This is a genomic window from Hymenobacter sp. YIM 151500-1, assembly GCF_025979885.1.
Lineage (GTDB): Bacteria > Bacteroidota > Bacteroidia > Cytophagales > Hymenobacteraceae > Hymenobacter.
In genome coordinates this window covers 3,892,001-3,910,326 of sequence record NZ_CP110139.1, presented here as the reverse complement: position 1 = coordinate 3,910,326, position 18,326 = coordinate 3,892,001, and the positions used below count along the sequence as shown (strand labels likewise).

Annotated in this window: 13 protein-coding genes; 10 read left to right on the top strand and 3 right to left on the bottom strand. The window is 53.4% G+C overall.

Features of this window, described 5'->3' with window-relative positions; translation table 11 throughout:
• Window positions 1-60: 60 nt before the first annotated feature.
• The 7 genes from OIS53_RS16260 to OIS53_RS16230 all read left to right on the top strand — a co-directional run bounded on the left by OIS53_RS16260 (window position 61) and on the right by OIS53_RS16230 (window position 14,135).
• Window positions 61-5,760, top strand: coding sequence for a leucine-rich repeat domain-containing protein (locus tag OIS53_RS16260; protein WP_264679627.1), 5,700 nt, complete (start codon window positions 61-63; stop codon window positions 5,758-5,760).
• A 10-nt stretch (window positions 5,761-5,770) separates the two neighbouring features.
• On the top strand, window positions 5,771-6,106 hold the full coding sequence (locus tag OIS53_RS16255; RefSeq protein ID WP_264679626.1) for a hypothetical protein: 336 nt from the start codon (window positions 5,771-5,773) through the stop codon (window positions 6,104-6,106).
• Between the two features lie 46 nt (window positions 6,107-6,152).
• Window positions 6,153-6,395 carry a hypothetical protein gene (locus OIS53_RS16250; protein ID WP_264679625.1) on the top strand — a complete coding sequence of 81 codons (243 nt, stop codon included), beginning with the start codon at window positions 6,153-6,155 and terminating at the stop codon, window positions 6,393-6,395.
• Window positions 6,396-6,436: 41 nt separating this feature from the next.
• A complete protein-coding gene (locus OIS53_RS16245) occupies window positions 6,437-7,684 on the top strand; it encodes an RHS repeat-associated core domain-containing protein (RefSeq protein WP_264679624.1) in 1,248 nt (415 codons plus the stop codon).
• Window positions 7,685-7,687: 3 nt separating this feature from the next.
• Window positions 7,688-8,131, top strand: coding sequence for a hypothetical protein (locus OIS53_RS16240; RefSeq protein ID WP_264679623.1), 444 nt, complete (start codon window positions 7,688-7,690; stop codon window positions 8,129-8,131).
• On the top strand, window positions 8,128-8,544 hold the full coding sequence (locus OIS53_RS16235; protein ID WP_264679622.1) for a hypothetical protein: 417 nt from the start codon (window positions 8,128-8,130) through the stop codon (window positions 8,542-8,544). The genes OIS53_RS16240 and OIS53_RS16235 overlap by 4 nt, the downstream gene beginning before the upstream one ends.
• Before the next feature lie 143 nt (window positions 8,545-8,687).
• On the top strand, window positions 8,688-14,135 hold the full coding sequence (locus OIS53_RS16230) for a hypothetical protein (RefSeq protein ID WP_264679621.1): 5,448 nt from the start codon (window positions 8,688-8,690) through the stop codon (window positions 14,133-14,135).
• A gap of 63 nt (window positions 14,136-14,198) precedes the next feature.
• On the opposite strand, the gene OIS53_RS16225 is transcribed toward OIS53_RS16230, so the two are convergent.
• From OIS53_RS16225 to OIS53_RS16215, 3 genes are all read right to left on the bottom strand, one after another.
• The gene (locus tag OIS53_RS16225; RefSeq protein WP_264679620.1) at window positions 14,199-14,381 is read right to left on the bottom strand and encodes a DUF5522 domain-containing protein; all 183 of its coding nucleotides are present in this window, start codon (window positions 14,379-14,381) and stop codon (window positions 14,199-14,201) included.
• Entirely contained in the window at window positions 14,381-14,761 is a 381-nt protein-coding gene (locus OIS53_RS16220) for a Rid family detoxifying hydrolase (RefSeq protein WP_264679619.1), read from the bottom strand. The genes OIS53_RS16225 and OIS53_RS16220 overlap by 1 nt, the downstream gene beginning before the upstream one ends.
• A gap of 128 nt (window positions 14,762-14,889) precedes the next feature.
• Window positions 14,890-15,828 (bottom strand): LEA/WHy family protein, encoded by a 939-nt coding sequence (locus tag OIS53_RS16215; RefSeq protein WP_264679618.1) that lies wholly within the window; start codon window positions 15,826-15,828, stop codon window positions 14,890-14,892.
• A 208-nt stretch (window positions 15,829-16,036) separates the two neighbouring features.
• Between OIS53_RS16215 and rocD the strand changes: the two genes are divergently transcribed.
• The 3 genes from rocD (at window position 16,037) to OIS53_RS16200 (ending at window position 18,136) form a co-directional block, all read left to right on the top strand.
• Window positions 16,037-17,305: an ornithine--oxo-acid transaminase gene (gene rocD / locus OIS53_RS16210; protein WP_264679617.1), complete on the top strand. Its 1,269-nt coding sequence runs from the start codon at window positions 16,037-16,039 to the stop codon at window positions 17,303-17,305.
• A 194-nt stretch (window positions 17,306-17,499) separates the two neighbouring features.
• Window positions 17,500-17,760 (top strand): hypothetical protein, encoded by a 261-nt coding sequence (locus OIS53_RS16205; RefSeq protein WP_264679616.1) that lies wholly within the window; start codon window positions 17,500-17,502, stop codon window positions 17,758-17,760.
• 190 nt (window positions 17,761-17,950) lie between these two features.
• Window positions 17,951-18,136, top strand: coding sequence for a hypothetical protein (locus OIS53_RS16200; protein ID WP_264679615.1), 186 nt, complete (start codon window positions 17,951-17,953; stop codon window positions 18,134-18,136).
• Window positions 18,137-18,326 lie beyond the last annotated feature (190 nt).

Here is an 18,326-nt window from a genome sequence, read left to right as displayed (position 1 = left end):
GCTGCTTTATACAACCCTCTGTAAATCAGAAGGAATTACTTCTACAACTGTGTTAAGCGTATGCGGCAGCATTACTTAATTTCCCGTGCATTCTGGTTTCTGTGTGCCTTGCTGGCTATGTCCAGCAGAGATGCCTGGGGACAAGCATCCCCAGCCAATGAAGGCGTTGTTCCCGATGCCACCGAACTTGCCGCTCTGCGCGATTTTTACAATAGCACTACTGGCGGCACCTGGAAGAATCAGACCAATTGGCTAAAGGGCACATCTTTAGCTGATGCTGCTACATGGTTCGGCGTTACTGTCAGAAACGGAGATGTAGCGGAACTGGTCAGTAGTGGCAATAATCTGCAAGGAGCTATTCCTAAAAGCTTGTGTAATCTTACACAGCTAGTTCGTCTTGAGCTTACCAACTCCCAAGGGCTTACTGGCAGTATTCCGCGCGAGATAGGGCGCCTTCGTCAGCTACAAACGTTCCGTATCGTTACTACCGGGGTAAGCGGTTCTATTCCGGTAGAGCTAGGGCAGCTAACCCAACTCGTAACGCTTTCTTTTTTCAATAGCCGTCTTTCCGGACGTATACCGGTCGAGTTGGGAAATCTTACCAACCTCACCTCCCTAAATCTAGGCGACTACTACACGCAGCCTCCGGGAGGGGGAAACAATTTTGAAGGCGGTATTCCGGCGAGCATAGGGCAACTAACACAGCTGAAGTCGCTGGAAATCAGCATGTCGCCTTTGGGAGGCACCATTCCAAAAGAGCTTGGCAACCTCACCAATCTCACCTTCCTGGAGCTGGACGCTTGCCAGCTTGTAGGGCCTGTACCCGTTGAGTTAAGCAACTTGAAGAAGCTTAACGCGCTACTTCTGCATAACAACCAACTCACGGGTAATCCCTCTTTCCTGGCTACCCTCCCCATAACGTATCTCAGGTTACAAAACAACGCTCTGACAGGGCTGCCGAATTTCCAACAGCATACTACTCCGGCCAGTATATCTGCCAACATCAGCAGCAATCAACTGGAGTTTGGCTCCCTAGAACCCAATTTCACCGGACCAGGGCAATCACTCATTGGCACACTCACGTACTTGCCCCAAACACTGTCCTCTGAAGAGGTAGAGGTGGAAGTTCCGGCTGGACAATCGTTTACGCTTGCTAGCGGCATTGGTGGAACCCGCACCAGTTATCAATGGCAAAAGGAGAAAGAAGGTGCCTGGAGTAACATTGCAGGTGCTACCAGCGCCACGTATCAAATAGCGCAAGCTGCTACAGAACATGCCGGACGTTACCGTTGCCAAGCCACCAATGAGTGGGTAACGGGACTTACGTTGTATTCGCGCCCCTACCGGGTGCGGGTGGAAGCCCCTCTGCCTCCTTCTGAGCCAAGCGAGGACTTAGACCGCAATTGGGTGCTGGAACGCACGTTTGATGCGGAGGGTACTGTAGTAGAGGAAAGCAAGCAGTTTAGTGACGCATTAGGTCGCTCCACCCAAACCCAGGTCAAAACCCTGAGCCGTAAGCATGTTCTGGCCAGTCAGGTTGTCTACGGCTCTGGCGGGCTGGGCCAGCTTAGCACACTCGCGGCCCCTATCAACAACCAAGAATTCAATTATAAAGAGGGATTCATCACTGCTGGCGGTAAGGACTATGACCATACCAATTTCGAGTATGGCAAAGCCGACCAGCCCGATGTGGTAGATGCTGCCGATGCGCCTGGCACGCTGGGCCACTACTTTAGCACGAAGAATGCGCTTGAGCCCTATACTGCTGCTACTAAATATCCTTTCAGCCTCACCGAGCCATACACCGGTCCCCTTGGTGGCGTCAAGCGAGTTACTGGCCCAGGTGATGAGTTTCGGATGGGTTTGGGCCGAGAGGGTAAAAGTAGAGAGCTGTCCCTGCTTGATGAGCTAAAACACTACCTAAGCCTGCGCCGTCATTTCGTGCCTACGCCGGACAATCTGTCGCTCAAGCGTCAGGGGCTGAAGTCAGTTAGTATTAATGCCAACGGTGTCGAAAGCATCTCTTTCGTCGATAAACAGGGGTTGCTCTTGGCTACCTGTCTGAGCGGCAGCCAGTATCCTGGTTTACAACTGCAGGCGGCCATTCACTCCGACCCAGCCAACTCGGATGGCCTCCCTGCTTATCAGGACATTCATATCCCTGCTGCAGGCCCAGCGGTAGTTTCCTTTACAGGCAAGGGTTCGGTGCGCATCATCAATCTGCTCACTGAGGCCGAGGTGCCGTACACCAACCCGCTCACGCTGGAGCCAGGCTTTTACCGGGTGCTATCCTTAAGCGACAATCAGCAATTTAGCTACTTGGCCCGCTACGGCGAGTTCAGTTACACCTATTACGACGATGCCCGCCGCCCTGTGGCCTCAGTAGCGCCCAATGGCGTAGACCTGAGCAGCACCGCCCGTCCGCAGTTTGTTACGCTGAATACGTACAGTGGTGCTGGCACCCTGCTCAGCACCGAAAGCACTGACGAAGGTAAAACCGAGTACGTGTACGCCCGCGACGGTCGTATTCGCTTCTCACAAAGTGCCCGGCAGCGTCAGGAAAAAACATTCTCGTACTCTAATTACGACCAAGCCGGCCGGATAGTAGAATCGGGTGAGTACAACGCTGCCGCCGGCAACCTGACATTCGAGGGGCATTTAACAGCTACTCCAGCCGCCAACAGTGTACTGCGGACCTCCTTGCTGGAAAACCGTACTCCCAGCGGCGGCCTTAACGCTACGCATTGTCGCCAGCGTAACCACATCCTCTATGACCTGCCTGCTGATGACGCACCCGCCGGCCGCACCCAGGAATTTGTGCTGGGTGCCGTGTCACGGACGCGCAATGCAACCAGTACTACCTGGTACAGCTACGATGAGTTGGGCCGCCTGACCTGGCTGGCTCAGAATACAGCGGGTATAGGCTCCAAGACCGTAGACTACACCTACGACTTCAGCGGTAACGTGCTGGAAGTAGCCTACCAAAAGGGCCAGCCTGATGCTTTCTACCATCACTATCAGTACGACGCCGACCAGCGTCTGACGCGGGTGTACACCAGCCCCGACGGCCTAAATAAAACGTTGCAGGCAAAGTACGCCTACTATCTGCATGGCCCGCTCAAGCGCACCGAGCTGGGCGGCAGGCTGCAAGGTCTCGACTACGTATATACCGTGCAGGGCTGGTTGAAGAACATTAACCACGCCACCAAAGGAATTGACCCAGGCCAGGACAGCCCTACGTCTAATAGCATTCCTAAAGACCTGTTTGGCCTGACGCTCGACTATTTCAGCGGCGACTATTACAGCAGCAAGTTTACGGCGGTAGCCCCTACCATTGCTAACGCTCCTACCCCTCGTTACGACGGCACCGTACGCACGTCGGCCTGGCACACCCCGGCCAGCCCCGATATCCGCGCCCATACGTACCGCTACGATGCTAAGGCCCAGCTGCTGCAAGCCAACTTCGGAAAGCTGACCAGCAATACGTTTGAACCCGCTGCCAACAGCGGCCTGGAAGAGAGTATGCTGGCGGGCAACGACCCGAGCAGCTTCCAGCCCTACGATGCCAACGGCAACCTGCGCCGCCTGCGCCGCCGTGACCTGGCCGGCTTTGCCACCGACGACTTCACGTACCAGTACACGCCCAATACCAACAAGCTAGCCGCCGTGCACAACCAAGCCGGTGCCGCCGTGCTGGACTTCGACTACGACGCCACCGGCCAGATGACCCGGCAGCGCGACGAAAAAGGCCAGACCTATCTTGCCTACGACGTAACGGGCAAAGTAACGGGCATCTACCGCGACCAGGGCCACCAGCAGCCACTAGTTACGTTTGCCTACGACGACCGGGGTTTCCGGGCCAGTAAAGCCAGTTACGACCCCACCACCTACCAGCTGGTGCGCACCACCTACTACATGCGCGACGTGGCCGGCAACGTGCTCAGCACCTACGAGCAGGAGCCAACGAAGCAGTTGCAGCGCACCGAGGCACCTATCTACGGCGCCAGCCGGATCGGTATGCTCACGCGCCTGGACGATGGCACGGAAGAAGCCCGCTACGAGCTGAACGACCAGCTCGGCAACGCCCGCGTGGTGTTCCACCAGCCCAAAACGGTGAAGTATCTTGCTACTATGGAGCCAGGCCAGGCCAGCCGCGAGGAGCAGGACTTCAAGAACGTAGCGGAAACCCGCCAGTTCTCGGACAGAGCCTACGGTGGTACGCACGTAGCCGCCTTAGCTCCCCGCTATAATGGCATCGACTACAGCCGCGGCCCCAGCAAAACTCTCACGGTAGCCAAAGGAGACACGGTAACGCTCTCGACCGCCGCGCTGCTGGGCGAAAGCTTTGCGGCCCGCCAAGCCCCCAACGTGGCGCCACTAGTAGTGGCCGGAGTTGCTGGGGCCTCAGCTCCCACCGCGGCCCCAGCGCCGGGTCAGCCCGATGTTCCCAAATCTGGGCGTCCGGCAGTACAGGTGGCGGCGGGTGTGGGGGTAACGGGCCTGGTGACGACCCTGGCCCAGCCCACGCCTCCCACGACGGGCATCCTGGCCTGGCTGCACTACGTCTTGCGCAACGAGCAGGGCGACGTGGTGGACGAGCAGTACGAGCCCGTGCCAGCCACGGCCGCCACCAGCTGGCAGCCCGTGCGCCTGGGCGTGCGCGTGCCCGAAGCCGGCACGCTGGAGGTAGCCGTGGTGAGCGAGCACCGTGACTACTTCGTGTACTTCGACGACATCCAGGTGGAGCACACGGGCGGCATGATTGTGCAGGAGCAGCACCAGTACGCCTACGGCTCCCCGCTCACGGGCCTCAACTACGTGGTGGGCAGCAAGCGCTACCGCCACGGCTACCAGGGCCAGTATGCCGAGCGCGACGAGCAGACCGGCTACGAGAGCTTCGAGCTGCGTCTCTACCACAGCCGCCTCGGACGGTGGATGTCGTATGACCCGTATGGTGAATTTCACTCCCCCTACGTGGGCATGGGCAATAACCCTATTAGCACTACTGATCCTGATGGAGGTTGCACAATCTGCCCTTTACCAACGATGCTACCTATGGCTACGCAGCACTTACCTAATGTAATGGTCAGTGCGAGTGCTGCGGCTGGTGCGTTTGCTCGTCTTGGCATAGATGCTGCCAAGCATGCTTTTATGTCTTACAGTACTTATGTTAATGCATCAGGTGATGCCATCATGAATAGAGGAATTGGCCTAGCATCATATACAGCTGGTTTTACGCCTTTTAGTGATAGAAATAGTTGGCAAGAAACTAAGCAAGCTGTTAGCTATATGTCTACTCATATGAACCCATTCACGGAGCAGGGACGTGCAGGTTTGGGACAAATAACCACAACAGCTTTAGATACAGGTGTGGATTTTTTTAATCTCACATCTTCTATGACTGCACAGCAGCGTGGAGATATAGTTGGCAACTTAGCCTTTGATGCTCTTCTCACCAAGGGGGCGGGCAGTGTAACTAGCACCGCAGCATCAAGGCTCTCGAGCTTTGCAAGTAACGCATCAAGAAGCATTGGCCCATTAAAGCAATGGATAAGACTGGGTAACTCCTATAGCCAAGCTGGTCAATTTAGTACATATTCTCTAAAATGGGGTGCCTCTATGGCTAAGAAAGGAAAGTATCTTCAACAAATAGGCAGTCCTAAACTACAGCAGATAAACCAAAGATTTAGAAACATGAAGATACCAGGTAAATCTTGGCGAACTGCCGATCCAGGACATTTTCACTTTAAAAAATATTAGCTATATGAACATGATAATTAAAGTAACAGCTGACAGAAGGCAAAAAGTACGTGAAAACTTTTTTTTAACTGCGCTTGTCAACGCTTTGAAAAACCTTATTCCAGCATCTAGCCCAGACTACGAAATCAATATTCTCAATGTTGAATACTGGTTAATTGAACTTGATGAGAATTTTCGCGCCAATAGAGAAATTGGCTTTAACGATAATGATGAGGCTATTTTGTTTGCGCCTAGTGACAAAAATTTAGGCGTTTATACTGATTCTGGTATAAAATTCAATCCTGATTTATATGATAAATCTAATCCTGATTTGTTTGATATTATTTGGAAGAAAAACACATGTTAATTTCTAATTGACATTATATGATTTTTTAAAACATAATAATTTTTTCATGAAAATCCAGCATGAATTACAGAAAAACGCTCCTTTGAACCAAACTGATAACATATTACACATTCATCTTTTTAGGCGGATACTCCTCCTTACCCACGCCCAAAACAGCTCCGGCCAGAGCGAGTTCAACACCTATGCGCCGGGCGGGCCGCTGGAAATGGTGGACCTGTCGACGGGCAATTTCAGGCTCAATCTACCCGTGTTCAGACTACTAATCGTCCCCGGTGCTGCCACTAATTAACAGCGAATACCCTCCCCCAGGCCTCCCCCTACTTCACCGCTATGCCCCATCCCGCATTTCGTCTGCGCGTCTCTACAGCCCGCCATTCCCGGCCGCTCGCCGCCCCTACCTGGGCTACGGGTACCCGCCTGGGGTCCCGGCTGCACTACGTCTTGCGCAACGAGCAGGGCGACGTGGTGGACGAGCAGTACGAGCCCGTGCCAGCCACGGCCGCCACCAGCTGGCAGCCCGTGCGCCTGGGCGTGCGCGTGCCCGAAGCCGGCACGCTGGAGGTAGCCGTGGTGAGCGAGCACCGTGACTACTTCGTGTACTTCGACGACATCCAGGTGGAGCACACGGGCGGCATGATTGTGCAGGAGCAGCACCAGTACGCCTACGGCTCCCCGCTCACGGGCCTCAACTACGTGGTGGGCAGCAAGCGCTACCGCCACGGCTACCAGGGCCAGTATGCCGAGCGCGACGAGCAGACCGGCTACGAGAGCTTCGAGCTGCGTCTCTACCACAGCCGCCTCGGACGGTGGATGTCGTATGACCCCTATGGGCAGTTTGCTTCGCCCTATGTGGGCATGGGCAATAACCCCGTTTCCAGCACGGACCCCGATGGCGGATGGTGCTGTGGGGGAGGTCCTGTCCAAACAGCTCTTAATGGAGGTACTATAGGCGAAGTAGTAGTAAGAGGTGTAGCATCTGGAGCCTATATGCGGTTAGGGCTAGATGCCGCTCGACATGTAGCCTTCTATGCTGGGCAATACACTTATGGCTTCTACAATGCGCTGGGAAATGACATGGGGCTGGGATTACCTAGTTATTTTACTCGCGGTACTCCAGAATTGCAAGAACTAGATGGTGTTGCTGGGTTTGGGCAGACGATGGGACATGTTACTGGGCTTGGGATTGGCTTAGTTACGACAGGAGCGGGCTTAATAGGCCAGGCAGGTGGAGGAGCTTTGGTTATTTCTGGCGTTGGAACTGTGCCCGGTGGCGCAGTTCTAGCTGGTAGTACGGCTGGGGTTGTTTATGGTGCAGGAGTAACGACATCCGCATGGAGTGCTCTAACCAGACCTAAGCCTATGCTGGAAAGCAGAGGGAAACTAGGAGAAGGAGGATTCAAAAAAAATCCGCAAGGAGATAATACGAAGATTAATGAACAAGTTACATCATTAGTTAAAAAATATAAACTAGACAGAAATGAACAGAGACAACTGCATGACCAGATTACAGGACGGGGACTGACCCGCAAAGAAATAGGGGCAGAAATTCTAGAACTTTGGCCAAGTAAAGCAAAATGACATATGAAATTTTTATCAAAAAAGGATTTGAAAGACTATTTGCTTCAAATAGAAGGTCAACAAGTATATGAAGTTAAAGCAGGAATAGGCACAGGCTCTATTTTTACCATGTACTTTTCTTGTAACCAAGATCAACTGAATAGAGAAACAAGCGACATGATTATGGTATTTTGCTCTTGGAAACTACTCTTTAAAGATGCATATTTATGCACATGGAGGGATAATGAATCTGAAATAAAAGAAAATCTGGATAAACTTGTTGATAAAACCATTCTAACTATAGAATTAGACCTGTCATTTGATATTATAATTAACCTCTCTGAAAATTATCGTTTGTATATAAATTGTGACAGTTCAAGTAACAGTGATATAGATATTGATTCTGATTATTTTATAAAAATTAAAAATAAGATAACAGCTGTATTAAGAGGAAAGATTGTAGAATGATTAGTATTATATTTAAGTATAAATTTTATTTTTCAGGAGAAGCATTCAATCCTGATAAAATTGAAATCCAATCAAATGATGTTGAAATAGCAAAACATCCTGAGACAGAAAGCGCATACGCGTACATATCAATTGGGCCAAAAAAACGTTATGGGCTTCAGTATAGTCTACTAGAATACGATGATTGGTTTGTTGATTTCATTGAGAAAAACTACGAATTATTGACCAAACATGGAGTTAATGATATACAATTATCAATTGAAGTTTACTATCGTGATGATCAATGTAATTTTGAGATACTGAGCAACAGTTTACTAAAAAGGATATCCAAATTTAATATATCTATACCGGTTAGTGTTTACAAATTAGATGGTGAATACTTTGATAATTGGTTGAAAGAAATTGATGTCTAATGGATTACTCCGCAATGAGACACCTTCACACCCTCACAAGTCTACTTCTCCTAACTTTTCCTTTATTCACCCACGCCCAAAACAGCCCCGGCCAGAGTGAGTTCAACACCTATGCGCCGGGTGGGCCGCTGGAGATGGTAGATGTGTCTACAGGCAACTTTCGGTTCAACATTCCGGTGCTGGAGATACCGGGGCCAGAGGGCAGCTTTGAGCTGCCGCTACACTACCGGGCCGGTATTGGCCTAAACCAGGAGGCCTCCTGGGTGGGGCTGGGCTGGAGCATGAATGCCGGCGCCATCACGCGCACCGTCAACCAGTTCCCCGACGATGCCAACGGGGAACCGATGGCGCTCATCAACAAGAACCCCGGCCGCCGCGGATGGTACATGCGCCAGGGCATTGTGAACATGGGCTGGGATTCGCAAGATGGCCACGTGGGCAACGTGGATATTGGCATAGCCACTGTAGGATGGAAAAACGGACTTAACAGTGGCTCTCTGGCAGGCATCGGCTACCAGAATGGCAAAGGCATGACCTTTGACCCCATGCGGTTTACTATGGCTATTATGACCGTGGCAACGGCTGGCACTGCTGGCTCCGTATCCCACGCTATGGGTTTCCAAGCCACAGGTACGGGTATTGCAGGTAAAGCCGCAGCCATTGGTGTTGAAACCGCATTCAGCTCAGCCGTAGGCATTGGGGTTGCACAGGTAGCCAATGCCCTGCATAGCCCCACGTCCAAAGCGGGTGGGTACATGCGCGTGGCTGAGCGCAATGAGAAAAAAGGTTTCAGCTTTTGGAGCTACACCAACTACTGGATGTTTATCGACAACAGTAACACCCAAAAGATGTACGGCCCCTTGTACTTCCGCAATCTGGGGGCCGGAGCTAGCCCCACTGCTCCCGAGCGGCAATTTGGGCCTGATATGTATAAGGGAGTTGGTGCCACTACATCTCAAAAGCCTACTGTATTCTACGTCGACGACCGCCCCAGTAACAAAAGCACCTCTTACCGCATGGAGGAAGCTGCTGACATTTCGCTGCCTATCGACCCTTTCGACAGCTACCACAACAATAGCATGCGTCCCATCAGTGTTGCGTATGATGCCTTCACGGTGATGGGCCCAGGCATTGGCGGCAACATTCGGCCTTACCGGCTCGACGTAGGCTCGGTGGCCTTTCCGCGGCAAATGAACGAGGAGCACTTTAAATACAACCTTGTTCCGTTTTCGCAAACCAAGCCCGAGTTTATTTACGAGGGAAGTGCTTCCAACACCTACGAGCATCACCAGGGAACCGGCGCCAACAAAGACCGTCTGGGCATCACGCAGCAATGGTCGGGAAAGGGCGCACTTACCTTGCAGGACCCACTTCTGTACGACAATGCTGCTCGCACAGCCCCTAACCGCTACGGCCTGAATAATGGCCAGTTGGCTCAAGGGCGTCAAGTGCACTGGTTTACAAATGAGGAAATAGCTCAGGAAGGCAATAAGGCTCCCGCGGCTCAGGGCAAGTTCCTGGATTTCGCTAAGCCGGAATCTTACCGCGTAAACCAACGCATTCTGATCGGCTATATCAACCCGTGCGGCTCAAACCGGTGCGACGAGCGGCCTATTCCTCAATTCCAAGACAACTGGGTGACAGTGCCCAACCGTTTCCGGGCTGGCCTGCCGGCCAAGGGAATTGGGGCTTTCGTTATTACAGCTGAAGATGGCACCCGCTACCACTTTGCTTTGCCGGTTTACCACTACGGCCAACACTCCAAGTCGTGGAATATCAACAACCCCGCCGAGTATACCAGCGAAAGAATGGGCTTGGCCAATTCCGGATATGCGTATGCCACAGCTTGGCTGCTCACGGCCATTACTGGCCCCGATTTCGTGGATAAAGGCACTATAGGGGTACTGGATGCTGAGGATGAAGGCCGTTGGATCAAGTTTGAGTACGGTAAGTTTTCGTCGCAGTTCAAATGGCGCACTCCGTACCGCAGCAATGCGATAATTGATAATGGGTACAGCGTTTTGCCCGACGGCTCACCAGCGCCCACCTATGGGGCGTATTCAGAAGGCTATAAGGAGACCTATTACCTCAATTCCATTTCTACCCGAAGCCATACGGCCATTTTCGTCAAAGATGTGCGCTTGGATGGCCGTGGGCACTACACAGGCAGCACCGCCCGCAATCCTGATCTGGACATTGAAGAAAAGGAGCCGGCATCTTCATTGAGATTAAATGAAATCATTCTGCTGACCAACGAAGACTACCAGAGGCTGCAAACGGAGTATGGGTTTGGCACCAACACGGCCAATAATGCCGCTGAACGCAACGCTGCCCTGCTGAGCGCCCACGACTCTTTTGAGAAAGTATTCGACCCGGCTGACTTAAGCAGCAATACCGCTGCCCGGAGCTATTTGGAGCAAAAGCTTATCAAGCGAGTGGTATTCAATTATACGTATAGGCTCTGCCCCAAAACATCTAATTCCTTCGCCAGCGCTAAAGCGGCTCCGCAATCAGGCGCTAGCAACCTGCAAAGCCAATTGAAAGGCAAACTGACGCTGGAAAGCGTAGCTTTACTAGGACCTAACAACGCCAAGCTGATTCCTGATTTTAAGTTCGAGTACGGCTTCAACCCTATATACGACGAGCATAAGTATGATGCGTACGGTTTCTATAAGCGTGAAAGAACACAGAACGGTAGTCTGTTCGTGAACAATGATATGGTCTCCGTAAACGCTAAGGGGCAAACGCAAGCTAGCGAAGATGGCTCAGCTTGGTCACTGAAACGTTTACACAATCCACTGGGCTCGACGTTGGAGGTTGAATATGAGCGGGATCAATACGCTTCCGTGTCAGGTCTAGAAAGTACGAGAGTAATATTTAAGGATAAAGGAAGTTCTTATGGACCTAGCGGAATATTCACGGGTGGGCCAGAAGGCTTTGACTTGCGCACACGGTTTAAAAAAGGTGATGTGCTTCATATCAAAGGAAGATTAAATAATCGATACCGAGTGCCTAGCAGTAGTCCAAGCGGAGGTTATACTACTGTATACTGCGCGACAGATTATGAAAAAGACCATATAATAGCCGATGTCACCGAAAGAACTTTGCAAATATCTCAACCGCCTACAGCACTAGGAGCACCTTATCCAGGAGGACCGGTGCCTGCTGGTTTAGCACAGTGTAACCCTTCAATTCATGTTCCCACAAATTCATATGAGGGCTTCGAAGAATTTACCTTTGAGACAAATCTATCTGTAAGTAAAAATGGTGGTGACATCCGCGTAGCTAAACTGTTAGTACGTAATGAAAAAGGGAACACGCAACAGACCAAATACCAATACTCTAGTTGCTCGAGCCAAGGTTGCTTTTCTACAGGTGTAATATCTAAAGAGCCTGAGAAAGCTAAGCACCTGCCAAAAGCTGAGTATATAACACACACGGAACTTTCAGATCCTGATTATCCCGCTACTCCTGTATTATACAGTGAAGTTACCGAACTGAGTGGCCGGTTCCGCAATGCTGCCGGGGAGGTGGATGATAATGCCTTCGACACACGTACAGTCTACAGCTTCCATACCCCGCGTCTGGATATGATTAGCCAGACTAAAGTAGACAGTGAACATCTCACTGCTGAGACTGCTAACTATCCTCATTATATAACTCAGGGAAATCTTGGTGAACTTAAGCTTGCCAAAGTAGGCCTGTCTATGGCTAACAACCTAACTCGAATCAACACAGCCCTGATCGGTCAACCGAAGTGGGTACGTAGCTTCGATAAGCGTGGTACTATGGAGCGCGAAGTTGTGTATAATTACACGAATGATATCGAAAACGATGCTGGCATTGCGCACCAAGGGTATTTTTCAGAAGGTTCTTTGCTCAGCGAAATAACCAAATCAACGGATAACTCGGAGGCTCGCTGGTTCTCAGTTAATAAGAGTATTAAGACAGTAATACCGACTTACTTAATCGGAACCACTACCATCAGCAACGGTATCCAAACCTCGTCGCGGACTCTGTCTTATGACTTCCTAACAGCTGCTCCTTTATCTTCAAAGACAATAGATGCCCTGGGTGTGCAGTTCCGGAACACGCAGGTACCCGCATACAAAATCCCCGGCTACGAGGGTATGGGGTCTGTTGGGTTTAGTGCATCTAACAAAAACATGCTCTCGCAAATAGCAGCCTCCTCTGTCAGCAAAGTGTTACCTGATGGCTCATTGGCTCCCGTGGCGGCCTCAGTTGCTACGTGGAGACGGGATTGGGCTACCTACCGCAAACTGGATGCTGCTACCGACCAATATGTAGAATTTGCTGCACCAACAAAAGACCGAGTGTGGCGCATGCACCGCTCGTTTGCTTGGCAGGGCAAACAGTTGAACCCTGATGGCACCTTGGCTGGATTCATTCCTTTCAACTGGACCTCGCCTACTGCCTCCGGACAAAACGCGGGCTGGATACAGCAGGGAGAAATTACACACTATGATCAGTTCTCCCGTCCTCTACAATCCAAAGATATTAATGGTAGTGCCGCCGCCGAAAAATCAGGGTATAACCAGAAATATTCCATTGCGTCGGCTGTCAATGCTCGTTACACCGAAATAGCATATTCCGGTGCCGAAGATCAATATCCGACAAGTAATGGTACGCACTTTGGTGGCGAAGTGCGCGACGCTGGCCGGCGAAACTCTGACCAGAAGCATACGGGCTTGTACAGTTCCTTGCTCACAGCCGGGCAGTTGGGCTTTACTTATAAGGCAACTGTAGGAAATACAAAAGACATCAGCACAGATAGGAATTACCGGGCCAGTGTATGGGTGTACGACAATAGTGATGCTCAAGGTGCCCGTTTGTACTTGGCCCTGGATGGCACAACAGTTAAGGAAATGAGCATCGCGGATGCCGCTACCAAGCGGGCTGGTAAGTGGCTGCTGCTTCACTTATTTGTGAAAATACCTAACTCAGATGCAGGCAAGCAATTAACTGTTGGATGCCGAAACGCTGGCTCAGGCTCGGTGTACGTGGACGACTTCCGTTTTCATCCTGTAGATGCTCCTCTTACCGCTTATGTCTACGATGGGCATACCGGGCAGATGACATATACGCTTGATAATGATAACCTCTATACTGAGTATGAGTATGATGCGGCTGGCAAGCTAGCTAGAGTATACAAAGAAATATTGACGAAGCCAGGCAGCACAGCTGGAGCAGAACGCCGGATTGTCAAAGAGTCCCAGTATAACTACGCTCAGATGAAGGCGCCTACGTGGGTAGAAACAGAAAACATCAGGTGTAAGATGAACCCTGATAATTCACCAACCGGCCAGCAAGAAAAAGAAGAAAAAGACGTCAACTCCGCTAGCCCTACGTATGGGCAAACTCGATGGGTAGTGCTAGGAGCATCACTAGAATGCGCCACCTGCACGGCTGATGAGCGGTGGATTGTTGACCACTGCGAAAAGCCGACGATAGAATGTGAGAGCAGCACCCAGCTTGGCACCAATAAATACTTAAACGTGTACCGCTATTCTTACTCAGATGGTCATGAGTTTACAAGAGATGAAATTGAAGCAGCCCCTTGCGTACAATAATGCCAGTGCAGCAAAGCTGTTTGGGTAACTTCCTAAACAGCTTTGCTGTACTGGCATCATCACCTATTTCTTCCCATCATCACCTTTCTCCTCTTTCCGCCAGGGGCAGTGCCGGCAGCCGCTGCCGCAGCAGAAGCCGCGGCGGCGGTGGTATTGCTCGGTGAAGACCATATAGCCTTCCGGGGTGTGGTAGAAGTCGCCGGGCCGGAGGGGTTGGGCCAGGAAGGCGGCCATGCGTGGGTCCATCAGGCGTGCAGGGCAGCTATGCACTCGATTTCGACCAGCGCATCCAGGGGCAGACGCGACACCTCCACGGTGGTACGGGCCGGGCGGTGCGCGCCGAACACTTCGGCATACACGGCGTTCATGCGCTGAAAATCGGCAAAGTTTTTCAGAAACACAGTGGTTTTCACCACATCCGCCAGTCCCACCCCGCGGGCCGACAGCACCACGCTGAGGTTGTGCAGCACCTGCCGGGTTTGCTCTTCAATGGTAGTGGCCTCGATGCGCATGGAGGCAGGCACCAAGGGCGTTTGGCCGGAGCAGAATACGAGGCCGCCCGCCACAATGGCTTGGGCGTAAGGCCCAACAGCCTGCGGGGCATCGGGGTGGTGTAGTGTTTCCATAGGCCGCAAAGGTAGGTTGTAGCGCGTGGTGTAGCGCGAACTTGATAATTCGCGTACCGGTGCGCCTGTAGAACAAGTATCCTTGTTACAGCGCGAGAGCACGCACACTACCAGGTTCGCGCTACAGCCTACTTTTTTTGCGGGATTTCCTTTAGGTCTTTCAGCGTGCCGGAGGTGTTGAAGTTTACCTTCATGTCCTCGGGATTGTGGCGACCCGCGGCTACTAGCACGGCTCCTGTAAGGTCGTAGGGCGTTTTTTTGGCTTTAAATAGCGTTTTGAACGCTACTTTGGGGAGAGCTTTAGGCTGGAAGCGGATGTGCACGGGCATTATCTCAGTGCCGCGCTCATTGAAGGTTACGTCCTTGGTTTCGGTGCCGCGGATGTCCATATCGTCGCCACCCACGCGGAAGCGGTAATTGACCTGCTTGATGGTAATCGGGAAGGGGTTGTAGTTGGTGATGCGGAAGCGGGCTATGGCCTCGCCGTTTTTGAGACCCAAGTCGGTTACGTCCACGTCGGCCAGCTCGATTTTGGGCAGTTTGGGCACGTACACCCGCTTGCTGATGGTGACGGGTATTTTCTGGGTGCCGGCCACGGGCAAGCGCGTATACAGGTCCATGGCCAGCTGCACAGTCACGCAGTCCTGCTGGCTGGTTTTGATTTTGTCTTTCACCTTGCTCAGGTCCAGATTCAGGGGCATGTCGATGTGGCTGAGCGAGTCGGCGTGCAGCACAGTGGGCCGGTCTTTGGCACCCTGCGTGAGCAAGTCGCCGTCGATGCGGGTCTGGTAGCGGAAGCTGTCGATGCGCAGGGTAACGGGCATGTTGTTGCGCAAATCCAGCTTTACCTGAGCCTTGAGCGAGTCGGGAGTGATGTTGCGGATGGCCAGGTTGGTGTTTTCCAGAGTGGGCAGCAGCTCCTTGCCTTCTTCCACCAGAGTCGACTTGAGTCCTTTGCCATTGTTGTTTTTGACGTACCACCAGCCCCCGGCGGCTAGCAGCAGCACCAGTAACCCAAGCAAAACGGTGCCCACGGGATGCCGCCGGGCAAAAGAAGATGAAGCCATACGAAGAAGAAAAAGGTAGCTGCTCAGTAATTTCAGCACCCACAAGCTCGTCCTTTATATGGTTGAGCTTCAAGCACTTGTTTAGCGTTACACGGATTTACGTCGGGGTTGGTTATGGTTGAGCGAGGCGGCACGCGCCACGGCCGCGTGCGGCGTTTTTGCGTACTTTTGGCTAGCTGATCTTCCCACCGCATTATCCCCGCCACCCATGGCTACTACCACCCACTCCGCTCCTTCTACTTCTACCACTACCCGCACCCGCAGCCAGGAGCTGATGGCCCTGGAAGACCACTACGGCGCCCACAACTACCACCCGCTACCGGTGGTGCTGAGCCGCGGCGAGGGCGTGCACCTGTGGGACGTGGAAGGCAAGCACTACTACGATTTTCTGTCGGCCTACTCGGCCGTGAACCAGGGGCACTGCCACCCGCGCATTATTGGGGCGCTAACCGAGCAGGCCCAGCGCCTCACGCTTACCTCGCGGGCCTTTTTCAACGACCAGCTGGGCCCGGCTGAAAAGCAGCTTTGTGAGCTGTTCAACTACGACAAGGCCCTGCTGATGAACTCCGGGGCCGAGGCTGTGGAAACTGCCCTTAAGCTGGCCCGCAAGTGGGGCTACCAGGAGAAGGGCATTGCCCCCAACCAGGCCCGCATTCTGGTGGCCGAGCACAACTTCCACGGCCGCACCACCGGCATTATCTCCTTCAGCACCGACCCCGACTCTACCGGCGGCTTCGGGCCCTACAACCCCGGCTACCAGGTGGTGCCCTACGACGACCTGGAGACCCTGGAAGATGCGCTGCAAGACCCGCACGTGTGCGGCTTTCTGGTAGAGCCCATTCAGGGCGAGGCCGGCGTGGTGGTGCCGCAGGAAGGCTACCTGGCCAAAGCCGCGGCGCTGTGCAAGCAGCACAACGTCTTGTTCATTGCCGACGAAATCCAGACCGGGCTGGGGCGCACCGGTGAGTTGTTGGCCGTGTGTTACGAGGGCGTACACGCCGATATTCTCATCCTGGGCAAAGCCCTGAGTGGGGGCGTCATGCCGGTGTCGGCGGTGCTGGCCCGCAACGAAATCATGCTTACCATTCAGCCCGGCCAGCACGGCTCCACGTTCGGGGGCAACCCGCTAGCCTGCGTGGTGCTGCGTGCCGCCCTGGATGTACTGCTGGATGAGAAGCTGACTCAGAACGCCCGCGCCCTGGGCGAGGTGTTCCGGGAGCGGATGCGCCGCGTGCAAGCCAAACGCCCCGAGGTGGTGGAGCTGGTGCGCGGCAAGGGCCTGCTGAACGCCGTAATTATCCGCCCTGCTGCCGACGGCCGCACGGCCTGGGACGTGTGCGTAACGCTGATGGAACGCGGTGTGCTGGCCAAGCCTACCCACGGCGACATCATCCGCTTTGCCCCGCCGCTGGTCATCACCGAGGAGCAGCTCCACGAAGCCTGCGACGTGATTGAGCAGACAATTCTAGAGTTTTAGGTTATCGGAAGTGAGACGCTAGGGGTGAGATGTGAGCGTAAGCCGGCAATTTCTTCGGTTGAAAGCTGATGGCTGTTGCTGCTACCTCTCAGCTCTTCTGTGAAGGCCCGCCGCAGCCCGCCGCGTTAGTTGCGGTGGGCTGCGGCGGGCTTTTCTATTTTTGCGCGGCTTCTGTACCCGATTGATCTGGCCCGATGATAAACCGCCCCCGACCCGCCCGGCAGCGACGCCTGGCCCCCGTGCTGCTTGGCAGCCTGTGCGCCCTGGTTCTGCTGGGGTGCGGCGGACTGTGGCTGGGGGCTGGCAGCCTGCTTCAACACGCTGCCACTGAAGCCGGCTACCTCGGGGTAATGCTATTCGCCGGACTGCTGTGGCTAGGGCCACCGGTGGCGCTGGCAGCCGGCGTAGGGCTGGTGCTGTGCATCGTATGGGCCGGCGCGGCGCGAACGAAGTAGGAGGCTCAGCCTGAATCGGGTGCTATTGGCAGCCGTGCCGACCGAGGAAATGTCCTAGCTGATGGAGCCCAGCTCAGCATTTAACGAATAACTCAGTCGAGGCCTGGCGGCACCCCTACTTTTGCAGCACACCTACATGCCCTTTGCCATGCGCGCTGCTGCTACTCGTCTGCTTGTTTTTTGTGGAGCTGTGTCCCTGCTAGCCGGCTGCCAGATCAGCCGCGTAACGCTGGAAGGCACCCCAAACCGCCAGCTGGCCCTGCTCAAGCAGCCCGCCGACACCCGCGTGGTGTTGCTACACGACTCACAAGGCCCCCAAGCCACTCCCGCTACCTTGACCAAAGCCGAAGCCTCCGGTTGGCATAAGCAGGAATAAGATGCAGCTGAAACAGATTCTCTAAAGCACAACAGGCCCTCCGAAACGGAGGGCCTGTTGTGCTTTCGGAGCTGATTGGGTTAGCCACGCAATCGGCTGGATTGTGTAGAGACACAAGATATTGCGTCTCATTGTCCGCACCACAAGGGCGAAACTGGTGCCATTCGGCAATTGGAGAATGTAGGATGCT